Consider the following 16,821-nt stretch of genomic DNA (forward strand, 5'->3'; position numbering starts at 1 on the left):
GTGCCATCAAAACGCCCGGCCTGGACGTCATCGTCCGAGCCGGGCGTTGTCGTGTCTGACGGTGACGCTGGGCGCGCCACCGCCATGTCAGCGGCCTGTCAGGTCAGGGGGTGTCGACCTTGACCGCCTGGGCGGACTCCTCTTCGCCGCGCGGCGATAGCGGTGCCTCTTCGTTCCCCGGCAGCACCTCCAGCTCGCCCTTGAGCGCCATGATATCGCTGGGAGTGGCGCCCGGATCGAAGGCGACGTCCACCACCGCGTTGTCGCGCAGTGCCTGCCAGCTAGGCAGCAGGTCGGCAAGCGTCACGTCCAGCACCGCTGCTGCCAGGCGCTCACGGCGGTCGAAGTGGGTATCGCCGAAGGATAGTGCACGCCACAGCCGATTGGTGCGCTCTTCCAGCCCGGCATCGCGCTGGGTAATTTCGTCATGGACCGCTTGACGGTAGGTGGCCAGGGTCGCTTCGTCGAGTCCCTCAAGCTGGGCGGGAACCTGGTCAAGAAAGTCATCGACGTGGGTTTTCAGCTCCTCGCTGGGGGTCGAGGGTGACTGCACCAGCAAGCTGATGCCAGGTGCATGCAGAAGCGGGGAATAGCCCGCATTGACGATATAGCCGAGCTGCTGCTCGGTGCGCAGTCGCTGGTAGAACGGGGTTTCCAAGAGCTTGCCGAGCACCGCAATGCGAGCCTGGGTAGGCAGGCTTTGATCCGGTCCTTGCAGGTAGCGCAGCAGCAACGATTCCTCGCGCTCCGAGTCGGGCGTCAGGCTAGGCAGGTCGGTGGCCTTGAGCACTTCTAGATCGGCGATGGCGTCAGCATCAAGGCCGGGTTCGAGGGCTTCGATGGCCAGCGAGGCTTCTTCTTCTGCGAGGCCGCGAGAGAGGTTGCCGACAGCGAGAAGCTGCAGGTGGAGCTCGCTCAAGAAGAGATCGCGATAGTCGCGCAGGTCCTGTGGTGTAACCTCGGCCAGCGACTCGAGTAACACCTGTGGCGACCACTGCGGGCGGATCAGCGCCTCGGACAGGGTGCGTTGGCCCTGGTGGTAGAGGGGATCGCGAGGGGCGTTGCGCCATTCACGCTCCAGCCCGAAGCGGACCCGCGCGACGCTGTCATCTTCGATGCTGCCTTGCTTGAGCTGGTCGATGACCTCTGCCATGACCCGATCCTGCCGGTCGCGCCAGCCGGTAAAGGACAGGGTCATTCCGCGAGAGTGGGCGTAGGCTTCATACTTCTGCCCGGCCAGCCGCGCCGCGTAGAGGCGTTCATTGAGGCTGTCATTCAGCCAGCCCGCCAGCAGTTGCGTCAGCACCGCCTGGCGTGGCGTCTGGCTGGCGCCGGGATGCTGAAGGCTAAAGCGCCAGGACGCCTTTGGCGTGTCGAACTCGGCGTCCGCCTTGTACCACGCATCCGCCTGATCGGTGTCGGTGATGAGAGTGGGTCGTTCGGCGTGATCTTCCAACAGGGCAAGATCTTCGGCGATGAACGGGTTAGGAGCGGGCAGCGCCAGGCCGTCCAGCGGCTCCGCCGTCGACGTCGGCAGCGCTACCTGTTGCCAGCGGGTGTTGTAGTAGGTGGTGCGCTGGTCGCCCTCCACCTCTGGGCCGCTGTACAGCCGAATCATGTTGTCAGGACGCAGGGCGCCGAGCCATTGTCGAACCTCTTCGACGTCCAGCCCATCCATGCGGTAGCCGGCGCGATTGACGTCTTCCAGCGGGTAGTGCGTCAAGCTGATGGACAGGCGCATGGCCTCATCCAGCGCATCGCCGTGCTGCTGGAACTGGAACGCTTGTTCCGAAAGACTGGCCTGTTCGTCATAGCGATCATCGCTGACGCCCTCTTCGCGAATGCGCTCGATGGCGGCAAACAGGCTGGCCTGAATGCGCTCGAGCTGCTGGCGGCCTTCCGGTGTCAGGCTGATATCCACCGCCAGCAAGGCATGCTGGCCATCACCGCGGGTCACTCCCGCTGACAGGCCATCGGCCCAGCCAGCATCACGCAGTCGACTCAGCAGGCTGCCGGGCCCCTCGTGGCCGATCAGGTTGGCAATGTAGCTGGCGGGCTTGCGCTGGTAGCTGAGGACCGGGTCGGGGACCGGAAACAAGAAGCTGACGCGACGGGCGTCACGCAACGAGTGGGCCTCTGCCGCCAGCGGCAGTTTGGCCGTATCCACCAGCGGTGTGGTGATCTCGGGCGCCGTCAGGCCGCGATTTGGCACCTCAGCGAAGCGCTCTGCCACCATCCCCTGCAATTGATCGAGGGGCATCGGCGCGACCACCGCCAAATGCATGACGTTGGCGCCGTAGTGGTTCTGGTAGAAGCTCATGACCCGCTCTCGCAGGCTTGGCTCGCCCTCGGGGCGCTCTGCCAAGGTGTCCTTGCTGCCGACGGAGAAGCCAACGGTCGGGTTTGCCGGGTTAAGCAAGCCGTCGAGTACCTCGTTCTCACGACGGGCATCGTCGCGCAGCCGTGCCTGGTACTCGGAGTGGACGACATTGCGCTCACTGCCTAGCTGGTCTGCATTGAACAGCGGGTCGACGAAGAATCGGCTGAAGCGGTCCAGGGCGCCCTCAAAGGCGTCCGCTTCCACATCAAAGAAGTAGTTGGTGTTGAGCGACGCAGTGAAGGCGTTATGACGGCCACCGTGGCGACTGATGTAGCCCTGGTAGGCGTCTGCTTCAGGATACGCCTCGGTGCCGAGAAACAGCATGTGCTCCAGCAGGTGAGCCAGTCCCTGCAGGTCGTCTGGATCCTGGGCACTGCCGACGGAGACGTTCAGCGACGCTGCTGCCTTGTCGGCCTCCGGGTCACTGACCAACAGCACTTCGAGTCCGTTGTCGAGGGTCAGGACGCGATAGTCCCGGTCGTCGTGAGGGCTGACGATGGGCGAGGTGGCCGCCGCAATGGACGTGGTGGCGGTAGCTGTCTCGGCGCTGCTGGACGGGGAAGCCTGATCCCCCGGAGCAGCCTGTGCCATGGGTAGCCAAATGCACGCCAGGGCGGTGGCGAGGCAGGGGGCGCCTCGCCTGATACGGATCGAAGCCATCACGTCTCCTAAAGTGTCTGTCGCCACATCTGCCCGATGGGGTGGGCGCAGGACGGATCCTGTTCCAATGGATTGTTCACTCGTCTTGATACCGGAAAAGCGCCCAACAGTTCCCCGGGAGGCGTGCGCAGCATCTGTTCCAGCGGCTCGCTGTCGCTGGCCGGGTCGAGCCAGGCCCGCGCCTGGTGCCGTTCGATGATGGCCGGCACGCGGTCGGTCAGCGGAGTCAGCAGCTCGGGGCTGGGAACGGTGATCAAGGCGAACGAATCTGTATAGTCGGTCAAGGTAGTGTGAAACCTACACCAAAGCCCCGCCAATAGCAGTGGTCCCCGGTCCGCCCGGGTGATCAGAAAAGGCTGCTTGTAGTGGGGGCGGGGTTGCCAGGCATAGGCGCCGGACGCGGGCACCAGGCAGCGCCGTGCCCGGAAGGCGTCGCGAAACATCGGCCGGGACTCGAGGCTTTCGGCGCGGGCGCAGTGCGGCGCGTGGTCGAGGACCTTGAGCCATGGCGGTGTCAGGCCCCAGAAGCCGGTGCCCAAGGTAAAGCGCCCTGCCTCCAGGCGGATGATCGACAAGGGGCGCCTTGGTGCCATGTTGACGCCGCTGATGGCCTGCACCGGTGCATCGAGGTCATCGAGCGCATGTTCGATGGCGCGAGCGGGGATATAGAGGCGGCCGGTCATGAGGACTCCTGCGATCTGGACGGTCAGCCTACCCAAGAGCTAGACGCCGCGAAAGTCTCGTTGATTGTGGTGAGCCGTGCATAGCGCAACGTTCTGTCGAAAACAGTGTTCGATTAATGTATGCTCAGGAAAACGCCGCTTACCCAAGGTCGCCGATGCTCGGCGCGAGTGATACAGCGAGGAAGAGCAATGGCTCGTCCCAGACAGCACGCCCCCGAGGAGCTCCATGCCCAGGTGATGGCCGCCTGTGATGCCTGGCTGGCAGATCAGCCCGTGCATGCGCTGTCGCTGCGCTCGCTGGCACGCGAGGTAGGCTGTGCACCAAGCACCTTGCTCAAGCTTTACGGCAGCTTCAACAACCTGTTGCAACACGTCAATGTCGAGAGTCTTGCTCGACTGCGCACGGTGATGGAGCCGCTGCTGGTCGATACCACCGAGCCGGAGGCGCGCCTGCGCGCCCTCGCCCAGGGGTATTGGACCTTCGCTCGGGAGGACGCGCATCGCTGGCAGCTGATGTTCGACTATCCCCTAGCCCAGGAAGGTGAGCTGGATCAGCGTCAGACGGACATGATCGGCGCGCTCTTTGCGCGGGTCGAGGACACCTTGACCGAATATCAGCCGGGTCTTCAGACCATCGAGGCCCAGCGCCTGGCCCGTACCCTGTGGGGCAGCGTGCATGGACTGGTTCAGCTGGGATTGAATGATCGACTCGGCTATTCCCAGGGCGGCGCCTTTGAAGTCGAGGAGCTGCTGGATCAGCTGCTATCCACCACCCTGGCGGGCCTTACGCAGACGAACAGGGTGTCGTGATCGAAATCTTCCTTTGGGGCCTGGTTGGCCTTATTGCCTGTCTCGCCGTCTGGCGCTTCTCTCGGACCCCCGCCGTCTACATCCGACGCCTGGTCTTTGCTCTCATCCACCTACTGTATCGGCTTCGCTTCCAGGGGCGACGTTTCGTTCCTCCCCGTGGACCCGCCTTGGTAGTGTGCAATCACGTCAGTTTCATGGATGCCCTGGTGATGGGAGGCGGGAGCCCGCGGCCCCTGCGCTTCTTGATGGACCGGCCGATCTACGAGTCGATCTGGCTCAACTGGCTTTTCCGCATGGTGGGTGCCATTCCGGTGGAGTCGGATCGTCGCGACCCCGGCAACGTGCGGCGCGCGCTTGATGAAGTCAGTCGCGCGCTGCGCAATGGCGATGTGGTGATGCTGTTTCCAGAGGGGCGGCTTACCTCTGACGGCGAGATTCGGACCTTTCGTCGAGGATTGGATCTCATTCTGGCCAAGGATCCGGTGCCGGTGATACCGGCGGCCCTGTCCGGCCTGTGGGGGTCATGGACCTCCAATCGTCACGGCAAGGCGCTGGCCCATCTGCCCAGGCGCTGCCGCGCCCGCGTCGCGCTGTACTTCGGAGAGCCCGTGCCTCCGGGGCAGGCCAGTCGCCAGCTGCTGGAAGCCCAGGTGCGTGAGTTGAAGGCCGAGGCCGATCGTTGGGTCGAGACAGGCAAGCCATAGAGCGGCCGCCCACCATCAGCGCTGAGCGGTAGCTAGCGCAGCTGGGGTCCGCTGGCAAAGGCGCTGATAGACACGCAAAGGGACGGCCATGGCCGTCCCTTTCTGGCTGCGCTGTTGTCGCGGGCCTGTCTCAGGCGTCGGTATCGCTAAGCACGCGGCGGGTGCTGGGCCAGCAGCAGACCGAGGTGATCAGGTTGTCGCGCATCTCGAGAATTTCCATGCGGATATTGCCGATCTGCAGACAAGCAGGGCCGTCGGGGAAGGATTCCAGGTGCTCAAGGATGACGCCGTTGAGCGTTTTCGGGCCATCCGTGGGCAGATGCCACCCCAGCGACTTGTTGATATCGCGAATGTTGGCGGTGCCGTCGATCACATGGCTGCCGTCACTCTGGGGCAGCATGTCCTGCTCCTGGCCGGCCACGTCAGTGGTGAACTCCCCGACGATCTCCTCGAGGATATCTTCCAGCGTTACCAGCCCCTCCACGTCACCGTACTCGTCCACGACGATGCCGATGCGGCGTTTCTGCTTCTGGAAGTTCAGCAGCTGCGTGTGCAGCGGCGTTGATTCGGGGATGAAGTAGGGCTCCCGCGCCTCTTGAACGATGGCCGCCTTGGTCACTTCGGGCCGGGACAGAAAACGTGCGGCATTGCGCAGGTGCAGCATGCCGATGATGTTATTGATGTCGCCCTTGAATACCGGCAGTCGCGTATGCTGGCTGGTGCGGATCTGGGTCAGGATATCTTCCAGACTGTCGTCCAGATCGATGCCCACCACCTCATGACGCGGGACCATGATGTCGTTCACCGTGACATTCTCAAGGTCCAGAATGGACAGCAGCATGGCCTGGTGGCGGTGGGGGATCAGGGTGCCTGCTTCGTGCACGACCGTGCGCAGCTCGTCGCGGGTCAAGTGGTCGCCGCTGCCGTCAATGCTCTTGACGCCAAGGAGCCTGAGCAGTCCATTGGAGATCACGTTGACCACCCATACCAGCGGGTACAGGAGCTTGAGCAGGGGCTCGAGGATCATCGACGCCGGGTAGGCAATGCGCTCGGGTTTGACGGCGGCAAAGGTCTTGGGCGTGACCTCGGCGAAGATCAGCACCACGATGGTGAGGATGGCCGTTGAAATGGCCGGGCCGCTGACATCGCCGAAGAAGTGAATGGCGATGATGGTGGCAATCGACGCCGCCAGGTTGTTGACGAAGTTGTTACCGATCAGGATGACGCCAATCAGCCTGTCTGGCCGTGCCAGCAGGCGCAGGACGCGCTTGGCGTTGCGTTGTCCGCTGTTGGCCTGGTGGCTTAGCCGGTAGCGGTTGATCGACATCATTCCCGTCTCGGAGCTGGAGAAGAAGCCCGACAGGGTGATCAGCAGAAAGAGCAGGCCGAACAGCAGGCCTACCGGAAAGTCGTCGTTCAAGACGTTGGATCCTTGGTCGCGGGTAAGGGACGAGTTGTAGGGGGTCGCTCAGGGAGTGTCAAGGTCGCCCCCGTCACGGCAAGGGCGGGTGCGTCACCCTCGCAGGCCTTGTCAGGCCGTACCAAGGCCCTGGCAGGATGCCGGATGTTTAGGCCTAACCCCATGTTTGTAGCACTCTTTATTCTTGGTGGTCAGCGTCGGGGTGATCGTCCTGCCATCAACTGTGCGCGAGCAGGATTTCCAGCACAAACTTGCTTCCGAAATAGGCGAGCAACAGGGCCAGGTAGCCCCCTAGGGTCCAGCGAACCGCACGCATGCCCCGCCACCCCAGACGATAGTGGCACAGCAGCAGGACCGCGAACACCAGCCACGCCAGCAGAGACAGGACCGTCTTGTGGACCAGGTGTTGGGCAAACATGTTGTCGAGGAACACGAAGCCGCTGGCGATGGCCAGGGTCAGCAGGGCCTGGCCAACCCAGATCATCTCGAACAGTACCCGCTCCATGGTGGTGAGGGGCGGCAGCGCCTGCACCACTCCGCGTATCTTGTGGTGTTTCAGCGCCTTGTTCTGAATACCCACCAAAATCGCCTGCAAGGCAGCGATGGCCAGTACGGCAAAGGCGAGGGCGGAGCTGACAGCGTGAAAGGCGATACCCGGCGTCATGCCGTTCTGCCCGGTGGGTGTCGGGAGCTCGATGCCCAGCAGCAACACGATGCCGGCAAAGGGGAACAGCACCGCGGCGATATTGAGCACCGGCTTGAACAGGCTGGCGCCGAGCAGGACGACGACGGCCAGCGCTGTCACCAGCACGGCGCTGGTGGACAGGCCAGGCAGCATCGAGCTTTCCAGCCCGATAAGGCCTCCCGCCACGACCAGGTGCAAGGCGGCAGCCAGGGTGCCAAAGCTGCGCACCAGAAGATCGCGAGGGGGAACTCGGCGAATCAGCGTCAAGCCTTGCCAGGAAGCGGCTGCCAGATAAAAGACAAAGGCCAGTAGGGCCAGAGGTAACGCCTGCATGCTGTGCTGTCCGTGCGCCACGCTGGCGCCAATGGGTAAGAAGTGAACCGTCGGGGCAGGGCGCTCTCCCTGTCCCCTGGCAATGACTATACCGGATCGTACCTCTTCTGACAGCCAGGGTCCGAGCACCACGGCCTGGTGGCCAAGACCGGGCCGCCAATGTCAGTCGACAGAGTCCGGGCATCAGAGCCCGTCAGCAGAGGAGATGCGAACCCGGTCACGAGTCAGCGCATGGAGAGTCGGCGCCACAAGGCGTATAATTTGCCCCAACGTCAAGGCCGCGCAGGCATGCGGCCGCCTCGGAGGAAAGTTTGCGAGGCGCGTAAGGCGGGTCGCACCAGCCGTATCGCACCAGCCGTATCGCGTCGTGCACGAGGCCAACGCATTCCGCGTATTTTGGAGAGTTCCATGTTTCAGAACTTGAGCGAGCGTCTTTCCCAGACGCTGAAGTCGATCAAGGGCCAGGCCCGCCTGACCGACGATAACATCAAGGACACCCTGCGCGAGGTGCGCAAGGCGCTGCTCGAGGCCGATGTCGCGCTGCCCGTGGTCAAGGCGTTCATCGAGCGCGTGCGTGAGCGCGCTGTCGGCCAGGAAGTGTCGCGCAGCCTGTCGCCGGGCCAGCAATTCATCAAGATCGTCCAGCAAGAGCTCGAAGTCACCATGGGGGAGGCCAATGAAGGGCTTTCTCTCAAGGGGACGCCCGCTGTCGTGCTGATGGCGGGTCTGCAGGGGGCGGGTAAGACCACCTCCGTGGCCAAGCTCGGCAAGTACCTGCGCGAGCGTGAGAAGAAAAAGGTGCTGGTGGTATCCACCGACGTCTATCGTCCGGCGGCCATCGACCAGCTCGAGACATTGGCCAAGGAAGTCGACGTCGACTTCTTTCCGTCTCGCTCGGACCAGGCGCCGGTGGACATCGCCAACGCCGCCCTGAAGCACGCCAAGATCCAGTTCCACGACGTCGTGCTGGTCGATACCGCCGGCCGTCTGGCCATCGACGAAGCCATGATGGAGGAGATCAAGGGTCTCCATCAGGCCATCGAGCCGTCAGAGACGCTGTTCGTGGTCGACTCCATGACCGGTCAGGATGCTGCCAATACGGCCCGTGCCTTTGCCGACGCCCTGCCGCTTACCGGCGTGGTGTTGACCAAGGCCGACGGTGATGCCCGTGGCGGTGCGGCGCTGTCGGTGCGCCACGTGACGGGGCGCCCGATCAAGTTCATGGGGGTGGGCGAAAAGGTCGATGCCCTCGAGCCGTTCCATCCGGACCGGGTGGCCTCGCGCATCCTCGGCATGGGGGATGTGCTGTCCCTCATCGAGGAAGCCGAGCGTACCGTCGACAAGGGCAAGGCCGAACAGCTCGCCAAGAAGGTCAAGAAAGGCCAGGGCTTTGACCTTGAGGACTTTCGTGAACAGCTGCAGCAGCTCAAGAAGATGGGCGGCATGAGCGGACTGCTGGGCAAGTTGCCGGGCATGGGGCAGATGGCCGATATGGCTCAGGGCCCTGGACCCGAGAAGGAGCTGGGCAAGCTCGAGGCCCTGATCAACTCGATGACCCCCAAGGAGCGCCGTAACCCTGACATCATCAACGGATCGCGCAAGCGCCGTATCGCTGCCGGTGCGGGCTTGCAGGTGCCCGACCTCAACCGCTTGCTGAAGCAGCACAAGCAGATGCAGAAGATGATGAAGAAGGCAGGCAAGAAGGGCGGCATGCAGAAAATGATGAGAGGCATGTCCGGAATGATGGGTGGCGGTGGCCCAGGCGGTCCCGGTGGTATGGGCGGAATGGGCGGCCCCGGCGGCATGCCCTGGCGCTGAGACCGCATTGATACCTGCTCCTGCCGGTGCCGGCCGTCAAGGCCGGTGAGGCAAAAAAGGTTCCCAAGGGGGGCGGTTTTCCGTAGAATACTGCCTCTTCGTTCGAGGACCGTGCATTGGCGCGGCCCTCGTCGTGAGCAAAACACCGGTGGCAGACCCGTCCGTCGCCGTTATCCGTAAAATCCCAACCGAAGGACAGTCAACGTATGGTTACCATTCGTCTGGCACGTGGTGGCGCCAAGAAGCGTCCCTTCTACCACCTCGCCGTGACCGACTCCCGCAATGCCCGTGATGGCCGTTTCATCGAGCGTCTGGGCTTCTTCAACCCGGTAGCACGTGGTCAGGAAGAGCGTCTGCGCATCGACCTGGATCGCATTGCTCACTGGCAGTCTCAGGGCGCGCAGCTGTCTGATCGCGTTGCCGAGCTGGTCAAGGAAGCACGCAAGCAGGCCTGAGGCGAACGCCTTGCCTGTGACAGTCCCGGTGTGAATGAGGTTTGACCCAGATGGCATCGCCCCAAGGCAACAACGCATCGCCAGCGGCGCAAGACGATCGCCACAGCGATGATTACGTCGTGCTGGGCAAGCTGACCAGTCCTTACGGCATCAAGGGCTGGATGAAGGTGTATTCGTACACCTCGCCCATGGAAGGCATTCTTGATTATGCCGAGTGGGTGGTCCGTCATGACGGACAGCTTTCACGCCACCGCCTCAAGCAGGGGCGCAAGCAGGGACAAGGGCTGGTCGCCCAGCTGGAAGGCATCGATGACCGTGACCGGGCCGAAGTGATGGCCGGGGCGGACATTCTGCTGGCCAAGCAGGACCTGCCCGAGCTCGACAGTGAAGAGTACTACTGGCACCAGCTGGAAGGCCTGCGGGTCGTGACCCTCGAGGGGGTTGTGCTGGGCAAGGTGGCTTATCTGTTCGAGACCGGTGCCAATGACGTGATGGTCGTGAAGGGTAGCGATGCCCCGGACGACCGTGAACGTCTTCTCCCCTATCTGCCCGATGACGTGATCAAGCGCGTTGACCTGGGTGCGGGGGACATACTGGTCGACTGGGACCCGGAGTTTTGATCGCCTGGCGATCAAGCAGCGCGTTGACGGGAGATCAGTGAGATGTGGATTGGGGTGGTGTCACTCTTTCCGGACATGTTCGAGGCGATCACTCGCCACGGTGTGACCGGCAGGGCTGTAGACAAAGGCCAGGTGACGCTGGAGTTCTGGAATCCCCGGGACTACGCCACCGACCGCCATCGTACCGTGGACGACCGCCCTTACGGCGGAGGTCCGGGGATGCTGATGAAGGTCGACACCCTGCGTTGTGCAATCCACGCTGCTCGCGACCGGGCGCACGTCGCGACCGGGCAGCGACCCCGAGTGATCTATCTGTCGCCCCAGGGCCGCAGGCTGGATCAACAGGGCGCGCGTGAGTTGGCGTCAGGCCCGCCCCTGGTGGTAGTGGCAGGACGCTATGAAGGCATCGATGAGCGCGTGGTCGAAGCGGACATCGATGAGGAGTGGTCCATTGGCGACTATGTGCTGAGTGGAGGTGAACTCCCGGCCATGGTGCTGATCGACACAGCGGCAAGGCTGGTGCCGGGTGTACTGGGGCATCAGGACTCCGCGGTCGAGGACTCCTTCAATGACGGTCTGCTGGACTGTCCGCACTATACCCGTCCGGAGGAAATCGACGGACGCAAGGTGCCGGATGTGCTGCTCAGCGGTCACCATGGACAGATTCGCCAGTGGCGAATGAAGCAGTCCCTGGGGCGTACCTGGTTGAGACGGCCTGACCTGCTCGAGGGCAGGGCTCTGTCAAAGGAGCAGCAGCGTCTGTTGAACGAGTTCATCGACGAATACGCCGACAAGGCGGAGGTGCAGGACGACGGTCACGAGGTCGACCGGGCGGCCAATCGCCGCTGACGGACCTGCGTCATCAACGACCCGAGCGCTCGAGCTTCGAGTGCCGGGATCACGATCCATCGGCATCCACGACCGATCGATGGATCACAACGATTTCAGGAGCAAGTGAAATGAGCAGCAAGAACAAGGTGATCCAGGCGCTCGAAGCCGAGCAGATGAGCAAGCAGGTGCCGGACTTCGCCCCGGGCGACACTATCGTCGTTCAGGTCAAGGTCAAGGAAGGTAACCGCGAGCGTCTGCAGGCGTTCGAGGGCGTTGTCATTGGCAAGCGTAACCGCGGTCTGAACTCCGCTTTCACCGTGCGCAAGATTTCCCACGGTGTTGGCGTCGAGCGTACTTTCCAGACCTACAGCCCGCTGGTTGACTCCATCAGCGTCAAGCGTCGCGGTGACGTGCGTCAGGCCAAGCTGTACTACCTCCGTGAGCGTAGCGGCAAGTCTGCACGTATCAAGGAAAAGCTGGCCTAAGACGCCTGAGGAAGCGCTGAATACATCAGCCGAGCGGATTGAGGCGCCAGGCGCCCGCAGCGCAGAACCCGGAGCCTATGCGGTATAGGTGAGGAGTTCGAGCAGCGCGCAACGCAGCGATTCGTCCGCGCAGGCATTTATGCAGTGTTTCCCCTAAGCGTCAGTCAGTCCGAGGGAGGACCTTCCTCCCTCTCCCGACACCCCGTCACCACCTCTGTGGGGCGGGGTGTTTGTGCATTGAGGCCCTGGCATTCGTCCGGTCGCCCAGGCAGCGAGGCAGGCAATGAGCGCAGGCCACGGTCAGATCATCGACACCTTTCTCGACACCCTGTGGCTGGAACAAGGGGTGAGCGACCATACCCTGAGTGCCTATCGTCATGACCTCGAGGCCTGGCAGGCTTGGTTGGACGAGGCCGCTCTGACGCTGCTGGCACCGGGGGCAGAGAGTCTGCCGGCCTGGTTGGATCAGCGTCGCGAGGGAGGCTATCAGCTCAGCAGCAATGCCAGGCTGTTGTCGAGTCTCCGGCGGTTCTACCGCTGGGCCCTGGCGGAAGGCCTGATCGACGAGGACCCGTTGGTCAAGGTGCGTCTGCCCCGGGTGCGTCCCGCGTTGCCGGATACCCTGGATGAGGACGAGGTCGAGCGCCTGCTGCAGGCGCCAGATGTGACCGCCGCCCTGGGGTTACGCGACCGGGCCATGCTCGAGGTGCTGTACGGTGCTGGGCTCAGGGTCAGCGAGCTGATCGGCCTGACCACAGATGCCATCAACCTGCGGCAAGGCGTGGTGCGCGTGCGCGGAAAGGGCCAGAAGGACAGGCTGGTGCCGTTGGGCGAAGAGGCGTGCGACTGGCTGGAACGCTATCTGCGCCAGGGCAGATCAGAGCTGATGAGCGATATCCAGAAGCCAGCGCTGTTTCCCGGAAGGCGGGACAACGCCATGACGCGCCAGACCTTTTGGCACCGAATCAAGCATTACGCCAGTGTTGCGGGTATCGACCGCCCCCTCTCTCCCCATACACTGAGGCATGCCTTTGCCACCCATCTTTTGAATCATGGGGCAAACTTGCGTGTCGTACAGATGCTGCTGGGGCACTCGGACCTGTCGACGACCCAGATATACACCCATGTGGCGCAGGCGCGACTGGAAGCCCTGCATGCCGATCATCATCCTCGAGGCTGACTCATGAATCGCCCCACCTTCGCGACCCTGCTGACCAGCGTGCTTCCCGCCACGCTGCTCGCCACGTCCCTGGCCGCCGGCAGTGCCGTTGCCGCGCCGCCCGCTGCGCTCAACGAGCTGTCCGTGAATGGCCAGAAGATGCCGGTGAGCCAAGTGCTCGATACCCCGATGAGCGGGATCTACGAGGTTCGTCTGGAAACCGGTGAAACGTTCTACACCAACGCCAGCGGTAGCCATTTTCTGGTGGGCGATCTCTACGAGAATGCCGAGGACGGCCTGGTCAACTTGTCCGAGCAGAGCCGCAACGCCAGCCGCGCCGAGCGTCTGGCCGCCGTCGCCGAGTCCGACCAGATCGTCTACCGTGGGGTGGACGAGCCGAAGGCCACCATCCACGTCTTTACCGATTCGACCTGTCCCTATTGCCGCAAGCTGCACGAAGAGGTGCCGCGCTTGAACGAGCTGGGGATTCAGGTCAACTATCTGGCCTTCCCGCGCGGGGGCATGCAGAGCGAGGGTGCGCGTCAGCTCACTCAGGTGTGGTGTAGCGACAATCGCTCTGAAGCCATGACCGCGGCCAAAGAGGGAGAGGTTCCGAGCGACGCTGCAAGCTGCGACAATCCGGTCGAGCAGCAGTATCATCTGGGGCTCGAGCTCGGGGTCCAGGGGACGCCTGCCATCGTGTTGCCGGACGGCACCATGGTGCCTGGCTACGTTCCGGCGGAGCGCCTGGCCGAACGCCTGGGCATCGACGGCTGATCGCCAGCTGTCTGCAAGACGGACCAATAATGAGCGGGAGCGCTGGCGCGGCCGGTGCCTCCCGCATCGACAAGGCTCGACGCAGATTCGGGCCACCACGCATCGCTGACACAACTGCCGCCCGTGGCGGCAGCGAGTAAGGGAGAATGACATTGAAACCGGTAAGAGTGGGAATCTGTGGGCTAGGTACCGTCGGCGGCGGTACCTTCAACGTACTGACACGAAACGCCGATGAAATTGCCCGCAGGGCAGGGCGTCCGCTTGTCATTGAGCAGGTCGCCCATCGCAGCATCAACCCCGACTGTGATCTTACCGGTATCCGTACCACCAAGGATGTCTTCGAAGTCGCGACCAACCCGAACGTGGACGTGGTGGTCGAGCTGATCGGTGGCTACGAGGTGGCGCGTGACCTGGTCATGACGGCGATCGACAATGGCAAGCACGTGGTGACGGCCAACAAGGCGCTGATCGCCGTGCACGGCAACGAGATCTTCAAGGCCGCCCACGACAAGGGCGTGATTGTGGCGTTCGAAGCGGCGGTGGCCGGCGGCATCCCGGTCATCAAGTCCCTGCGTGAAGGTCTTGGGGCCAACCGCATCAGCTGGGTGGCTGGCATCATCAACGGTACCGGCAACTACATCCTGACCCACATGCGCGACGAAGGCCGTGCCTTCGAAGATGTGCTGGCCGAGGCCCAGGCGCTTGGCTATGCCGAGGCGGACCCGACCTTCGACGTCGAGGGCATCGATGCCGCGCACAAGCTGACCATTCTGGCGTCGATCGCCTACGGCGTGCCGCTGCAGTTCGAGAAGGCCTACACCGAAGGTATCTCGCGGATCACCGCAGAGGACGTCGAGCAGGCCGATAACCTGGGCTACATCATCAAGCACCTGGGGATTTCCAAGCGCACCGGCTGTGGCCTTGAGCTGCGGGTGCATCCGACCCTGATCCCCAAGGAGCGCCTGCTGGCCAGCGTGCACGGCGTGAAGAACGCCATCGCGGTGATGGGGGATGCGGTAGGCCCGACCCTGTATTACGGCGCCGGTGCCGGCGACGAACCGACCGCCTCTGCCGTGGTCGCGGACTTGCTGGACGTTGCCCGCGATATCTCCACCGAGCACCGCTACCGGACCCCGTACCTGGCCTTCAGCGGCGTCAGCGACGATTGTGACGAGCTGCCGATCATGCCGATGGAGGAGATCACCACCGCCTACTATCTGCGTCTGCTGGCGGTTGATCGTCCCGGGGTGCTGGCTCGGGTGGCCACCATCCTGTCCGAGGAAGGCATCTCCATCGAGGCGCTGATCCAGAAGGAAGCGACCGAAGGTGAGCTGGTGCCGATTATCCTGATGACGCACCGCACCCTCGAGAAGCAGATGAACGAGGCCATCCGCCGGATCGAGGCCCTGGCCGACATCGCGGGTTCGGTGACCCGAATCCGTGTCGAGAGCCTCGACGAGCAGGATTGACGATGTCCATGGGGCGGCCGCGGCCATGCCCCATGGCGCTTCGCTGGACCCCTCAGGCCGCGCTGCAGCGGCGGCAAGGAATCACAAGATGCGCTATATCAGCACCCGTGGGCAGGCGCCCGCGCTGTCCTTTGAAGATGTCGTTCTCACCGGCATGGCCACCGATGGCGGCCTTTACGTGCCCGAGGACTTTCCCCAACTCAGCGCGGATGATCTGGCCGACATGGCCGGTCTCTCCTATGCCGAGATCGCCTTTCGTGTGATGAAGCCGTTTGTCGGCGGTGAGATCGACGACGACACCTTCCGCGGCCTGGTCCGGGACGCCTACGCCACCTTCAGCCACGATGCGGTCGTCCCGCTCAACCAGCTGGATGCCAACCACTTCCTGCTGGAGTTGTTCCACGGGCCGACGCTGGCGTTCAAGGACGTGGCACTGCAGCTGTTGGGCCGCATTCTCGATCACTTCCTGCAGAAGCGCGGCGAGCGCGCGGTGATCATGGGCGCCACGTCCGGGGATACCGGCTCTGCGGCCATTGAAGGCTGCCGCCACTGTGACAACCTGGATATCTTCATTCTTCACCCCCACAACCGGGTGTCGGAGGTGCAGCGCCGCCAGATGACCACGGTGCTGGCCGACAACGTCTTCAATGTCGCTATCGAAGGCAACTTCGATGACGCCCAGGCCATGGTCAAGGCGAGCTTCGCTGACCAGAGCTTCCTCGAGGGGACGCGGCTGGTAGCCGTCAACTCGATCAACTGGGCGCGTATCATGGCCCAGGTGGTGTATTACGTGGCGTCGGCAGTGGCCGTCGGGGCGCCCCAGCGCCAGGTCAGCTTCTGCGTGCCCTCGGCCAACTTCGGCAATGTCTTTGCCGGCTATGTGGCCTATCGCATGGGACTGCCGGTCAAGCAGTTCATCATCGCGACCAACGCCAACGACATTCTTCACCGCACCCTGGCCGACAATGACTTCTCCAAGAAGGACCTGCTGGCCACCCTGGCACCGTCCATGGACATCGTGGTGTCGTCCAACTTCGAGCGTCTGCTGTTTGAAGCCTACGAGCGGGATGGCGCAGCCGTCGATGCGCTGCTCACACGCTTTCAGCAGGAGCCGACCGCGTTGGCCGATGCCCCCCTGGGCCGACTGCGCGACATCTTCGCCAGCCACAGCGTCGATGACGCTACCATTCTGGAGGTGATCCGCGAGGCTCATCACCGGACCCAGGAAATTCTCGACCCGCATACCGCTACCGGCTACCGTGCCGCCGAGCGCGAGCGCAGGGATGCCGCCACGCCGATGATTACCCTGGCGACGGCCCATCCGGCCAAGTTCGCCGAGGCAGTGGTCAAGGCGGGCTTCCCTGGTGTGCCGCTTCCGCCACATATGGAAGACCTGCTGGAGCGTGAGGAACGCTACGAGGTGCTTCCCGCTAGACTCGAAGCGGTACAGGCCTTCGTGGCCGAGCATCGCCGCCGCTAGGCTTGCCCGTTCCGGTCGAGGCGAGGACCTCGCTTCGACCGTTCCGTTTCGC

At 63.4% G+C, this 16,821-nt stretch carries 15 protein-coding genes; 11 read left to right on the forward strand and 4 right to left on the reverse strand.

Translation table 11 applies throughout. From position 1 onward, the window contains the following. Positions 1–103 precede the first annotated feature (103 nt). Together KUV72_RS14520 and KUV72_RS14525 are read right to left on the reverse strand one after the other, a co-directional pair. Entirely contained in the window at positions 104–3,040 is a 2,937-nt protein-coding gene (locus KUV72_RS14520; protein ID WP_261317512.1) for an insulinase family protein, read from the reverse strand. An 8-nt stretch (positions 3,041–3,048) separates the two neighbouring features. Next, positions 3,049–3,723 carry an SOS response-associated peptidase gene (locus tag KUV72_RS14525; protein ID WP_206940457.1) on the reverse strand — a complete coding sequence of 225 codons (675 nt, stop codon included), beginning with the start codon at positions 3,721–3,723 and terminating at the stop codon, positions 3,049–3,051. Between the two features lie 189 nt (positions 3,724–3,912). Here KUV72_RS14525 and KUV72_RS14530 point away from each other — a divergent pair, with 189 nt between their 5' ends. Both KUV72_RS14530 and KUV72_RS14535 read left to right on the forward strand, forming a co-directional pair. Next, positions 3,913–4,533, forward strand: coding sequence for a TetR/AcrR family transcriptional regulator (locus tag KUV72_RS14530; protein WP_206940455.1), 621 nt, complete (start codon positions 3,913–3,915; stop codon positions 4,531–4,533). Beyond that, positions 4,530–5,237, forward strand: a complete 708-nt coding sequence (locus KUV72_RS14535) for a 1-acyl-sn-glycerol-3-phosphate acyltransferase (RefSeq protein ID WP_315857905.1) — start codon at positions 4,530–4,532, stop codon at positions 5,235–5,237. Before KUV72_RS14530 ends, KUV72_RS14535 begins: the two co-directional genes overlap by 4 nt. A gap of 130 nt (positions 5,238–5,367) precedes the next feature. Here the strand turns inward: KUV72_RS14535 and KUV72_RS14540 are convergent, their stop codons facing one another. After that, on the reverse strand, positions 5,368–6,657 hold the full coding sequence (locus KUV72_RS14540; RefSeq protein WP_206940453.1) for an HlyC/CorC family transporter: 1,290 nt from the start codon (positions 6,655–6,657) through the stop codon (positions 5,368–5,370). Positions 6,658–6,874: 217 nt separating this feature from the next. Next, a complete protein-coding gene (locus tag KUV72_RS14545) occupies positions 6,875–7,675 on the reverse strand; it encodes an inner membrane protein YpjD (RefSeq protein WP_222238889.1) in 801 nt (266 codons plus the stop codon). Between the two features lie 408 nt (positions 7,676–8,083). On the opposite strand from KUV72_RS14545, the gene ffh reads away from it, so the two are divergent. The 9 genes from ffh to thrC all read left to right on the forward strand — a co-directional run bounded on the left by ffh (position 8,084) and on the right by thrC (position 16,769). Next, on the forward strand, positions 8,084–9,493 hold the full coding sequence (gene ffh / locus KUV72_RS14550) for a signal recognition particle protein (protein ID WP_206940442.1): 1,410 nt from the start codon (positions 8,084–8,086) through the stop codon (positions 9,491–9,493). 206 nt (positions 9,494–9,699) lie between these two features. Then, a complete protein-coding gene (gene rpsP, locus KUV72_RS14555) occupies positions 9,700–9,948 on the forward strand; it encodes a 30S ribosomal protein S16 (RefSeq protein ID WP_206940440.1) in 249 nt (82 codons plus the stop codon). Between the two features lie 50 nt (positions 9,949–9,998). Then, a complete protein-coding gene (rimM, locus tag KUV72_RS14560; protein WP_206940438.1) occupies positions 9,999–10,568 on the forward strand; it encodes a ribosome maturation factor RimM in 570 nt (189 codons plus the stop codon). A gap of 42 nt (positions 10,569–10,610) precedes the next feature. Further along, the gene (gene trmD / locus KUV72_RS14565) at positions 10,611–11,417 is read left to right on the forward strand and encodes a tRNA (guanosine(37)-N1)-methyltransferase TrmD (protein ID WP_206940436.1); all 807 of its coding nucleotides are present in this window, start codon (positions 10,611–10,613) and stop codon (positions 11,415–11,417) included. Between the two features lie 110 nt (positions 11,418–11,527). Then, a complete protein-coding gene (gene rplS / locus KUV72_RS14570) occupies positions 11,528–11,884 on the forward strand; it encodes a 50S ribosomal protein L19 (RefSeq protein ID WP_045991330.1) in 357 nt (118 codons plus the stop codon). 283 nt (positions 11,885–12,167) lie between these two features. Then, the gene (gene xerD, locus KUV72_RS14575; protein ID WP_206940434.1) at positions 12,168–13,064 is read left to right on the forward strand and encodes a site-specific tyrosine recombinase XerD; all 897 of its coding nucleotides are present in this window, start codon (positions 12,168–12,170) and stop codon (positions 13,062–13,064) included. A gap of 3 nt (positions 13,065–13,067) precedes the next feature. Further along, entirely contained in the window at positions 13,068–13,820 is a 753-nt protein-coding gene (locus tag KUV72_RS14580) for a DsbC family protein (protein WP_222238890.1), read from the forward strand. A 152-nt stretch (positions 13,821–13,972) separates the two neighbouring features. Then, positions 13,973–15,289: a homoserine dehydrogenase gene (locus KUV72_RS14585; RefSeq protein ID WP_206940846.1), complete on the forward strand. Its 1,317-nt coding sequence runs from the start codon at positions 13,973–13,975 to the stop codon at positions 15,287–15,289. 88 nt (positions 15,290–15,377) lie between these two features. Further along, positions 15,378–16,769, forward strand: a complete 1,392-nt coding sequence (gene thrC, locus KUV72_RS14590) for a threonine synthase (protein ID WP_206940429.1) — start codon at positions 15,378–15,380, stop codon at positions 16,767–16,769. Positions 16,770–16,821: the final 52 nt, after the last annotated feature.

Origin of the sequence: Halomonas sp. DP4Y7-1 (assembly GCF_019800705.1) — a bacterium.
In the GTDB taxonomy this organism is placed as follows: domain Bacteria; phylum Pseudomonadota; class Gammaproteobacteria; order Pseudomonadales; family Halomonadaceae; genus Halomonas; species Halomonas litopenaei_A.

Bases quoted from the DNA above. Each gene is read 5' to 3' on its own strand.
- KUV72_RS14520 (WP_261317512.1), bottom strand. From the start codon at position 3,040: ATGGCTTCGATCCGTATCAGGCGAGGCGCCCCCTGCCTCGCCACCGCC.
- KUV72_RS14525 (WP_206940457.1), bottom strand. From the start codon at position 3,723: ATGACCGGCCGCCTCTATATCCCCGCTCGCGCCATCGAACATGCGCTC.
- KUV72_RS14530 (WP_206940455.1), top strand. From the start codon at position 3,913: ATGGCTCGTCCCAGACAGCACGCCCCCGAGGAGCTCCATGCCCAGGTG.
- KUV72_RS14545 (WP_222238889.1), bottom strand. From the start codon at position 7,675: ATGCAGGCGTTACCTCTGGCCCTACTGGCCTTTGTCTTTTATCTGGCA.
- ffh (WP_206940442.1), top strand. From the start codon at position 8,084: ATGTTTCAGAACTTGAGCGAGCGTCTTTCCCAGACGCTGAAGTCGATC.
- rpsP (WP_206940440.1), top strand. From the start codon at position 9,700: ATGGTTACCATTCGTCTGGCACGTGGTGGCGCCAAGAAGCGTCCCTTC.
- rimM (WP_206940438.1), top strand. From the start codon at position 9,999: ATGGCATCGCCCCAAGGCAACAACGCATCGCCAGCGGCGCAAGACGAT.
- trmD (WP_206940436.1), top strand. From the start codon at position 10,611: ATGTGGATTGGGGTGGTGTCACTCTTTCCGGACATGTTCGAGGCGATC.
- rplS (WP_045991330.1), top strand. From the start codon at position 11,528: ATGAGCAGCAAGAACAAGGTGATCCAGGCGCTCGAAGCCGAGCAGATG.
- xerD (WP_206940434.1), top strand. From the start codon at position 12,168: ATGAGCGCAGGCCACGGTCAGATCATCGACACCTTTCTCGACACCCTG.
- KUV72_RS14580 (WP_222238890.1), top strand. From the start codon at position 13,068: ATGAATCGCCCCACCTTCGCGACCCTGCTGACCAGCGTGCTTCCCGCC.
- thrC (WP_206940429.1), top strand. From the start codon at position 15,378: ATGCGCTATATCAGCACCCGTGGGCAGGCGCCCGCGCTGTCCTTTGAA.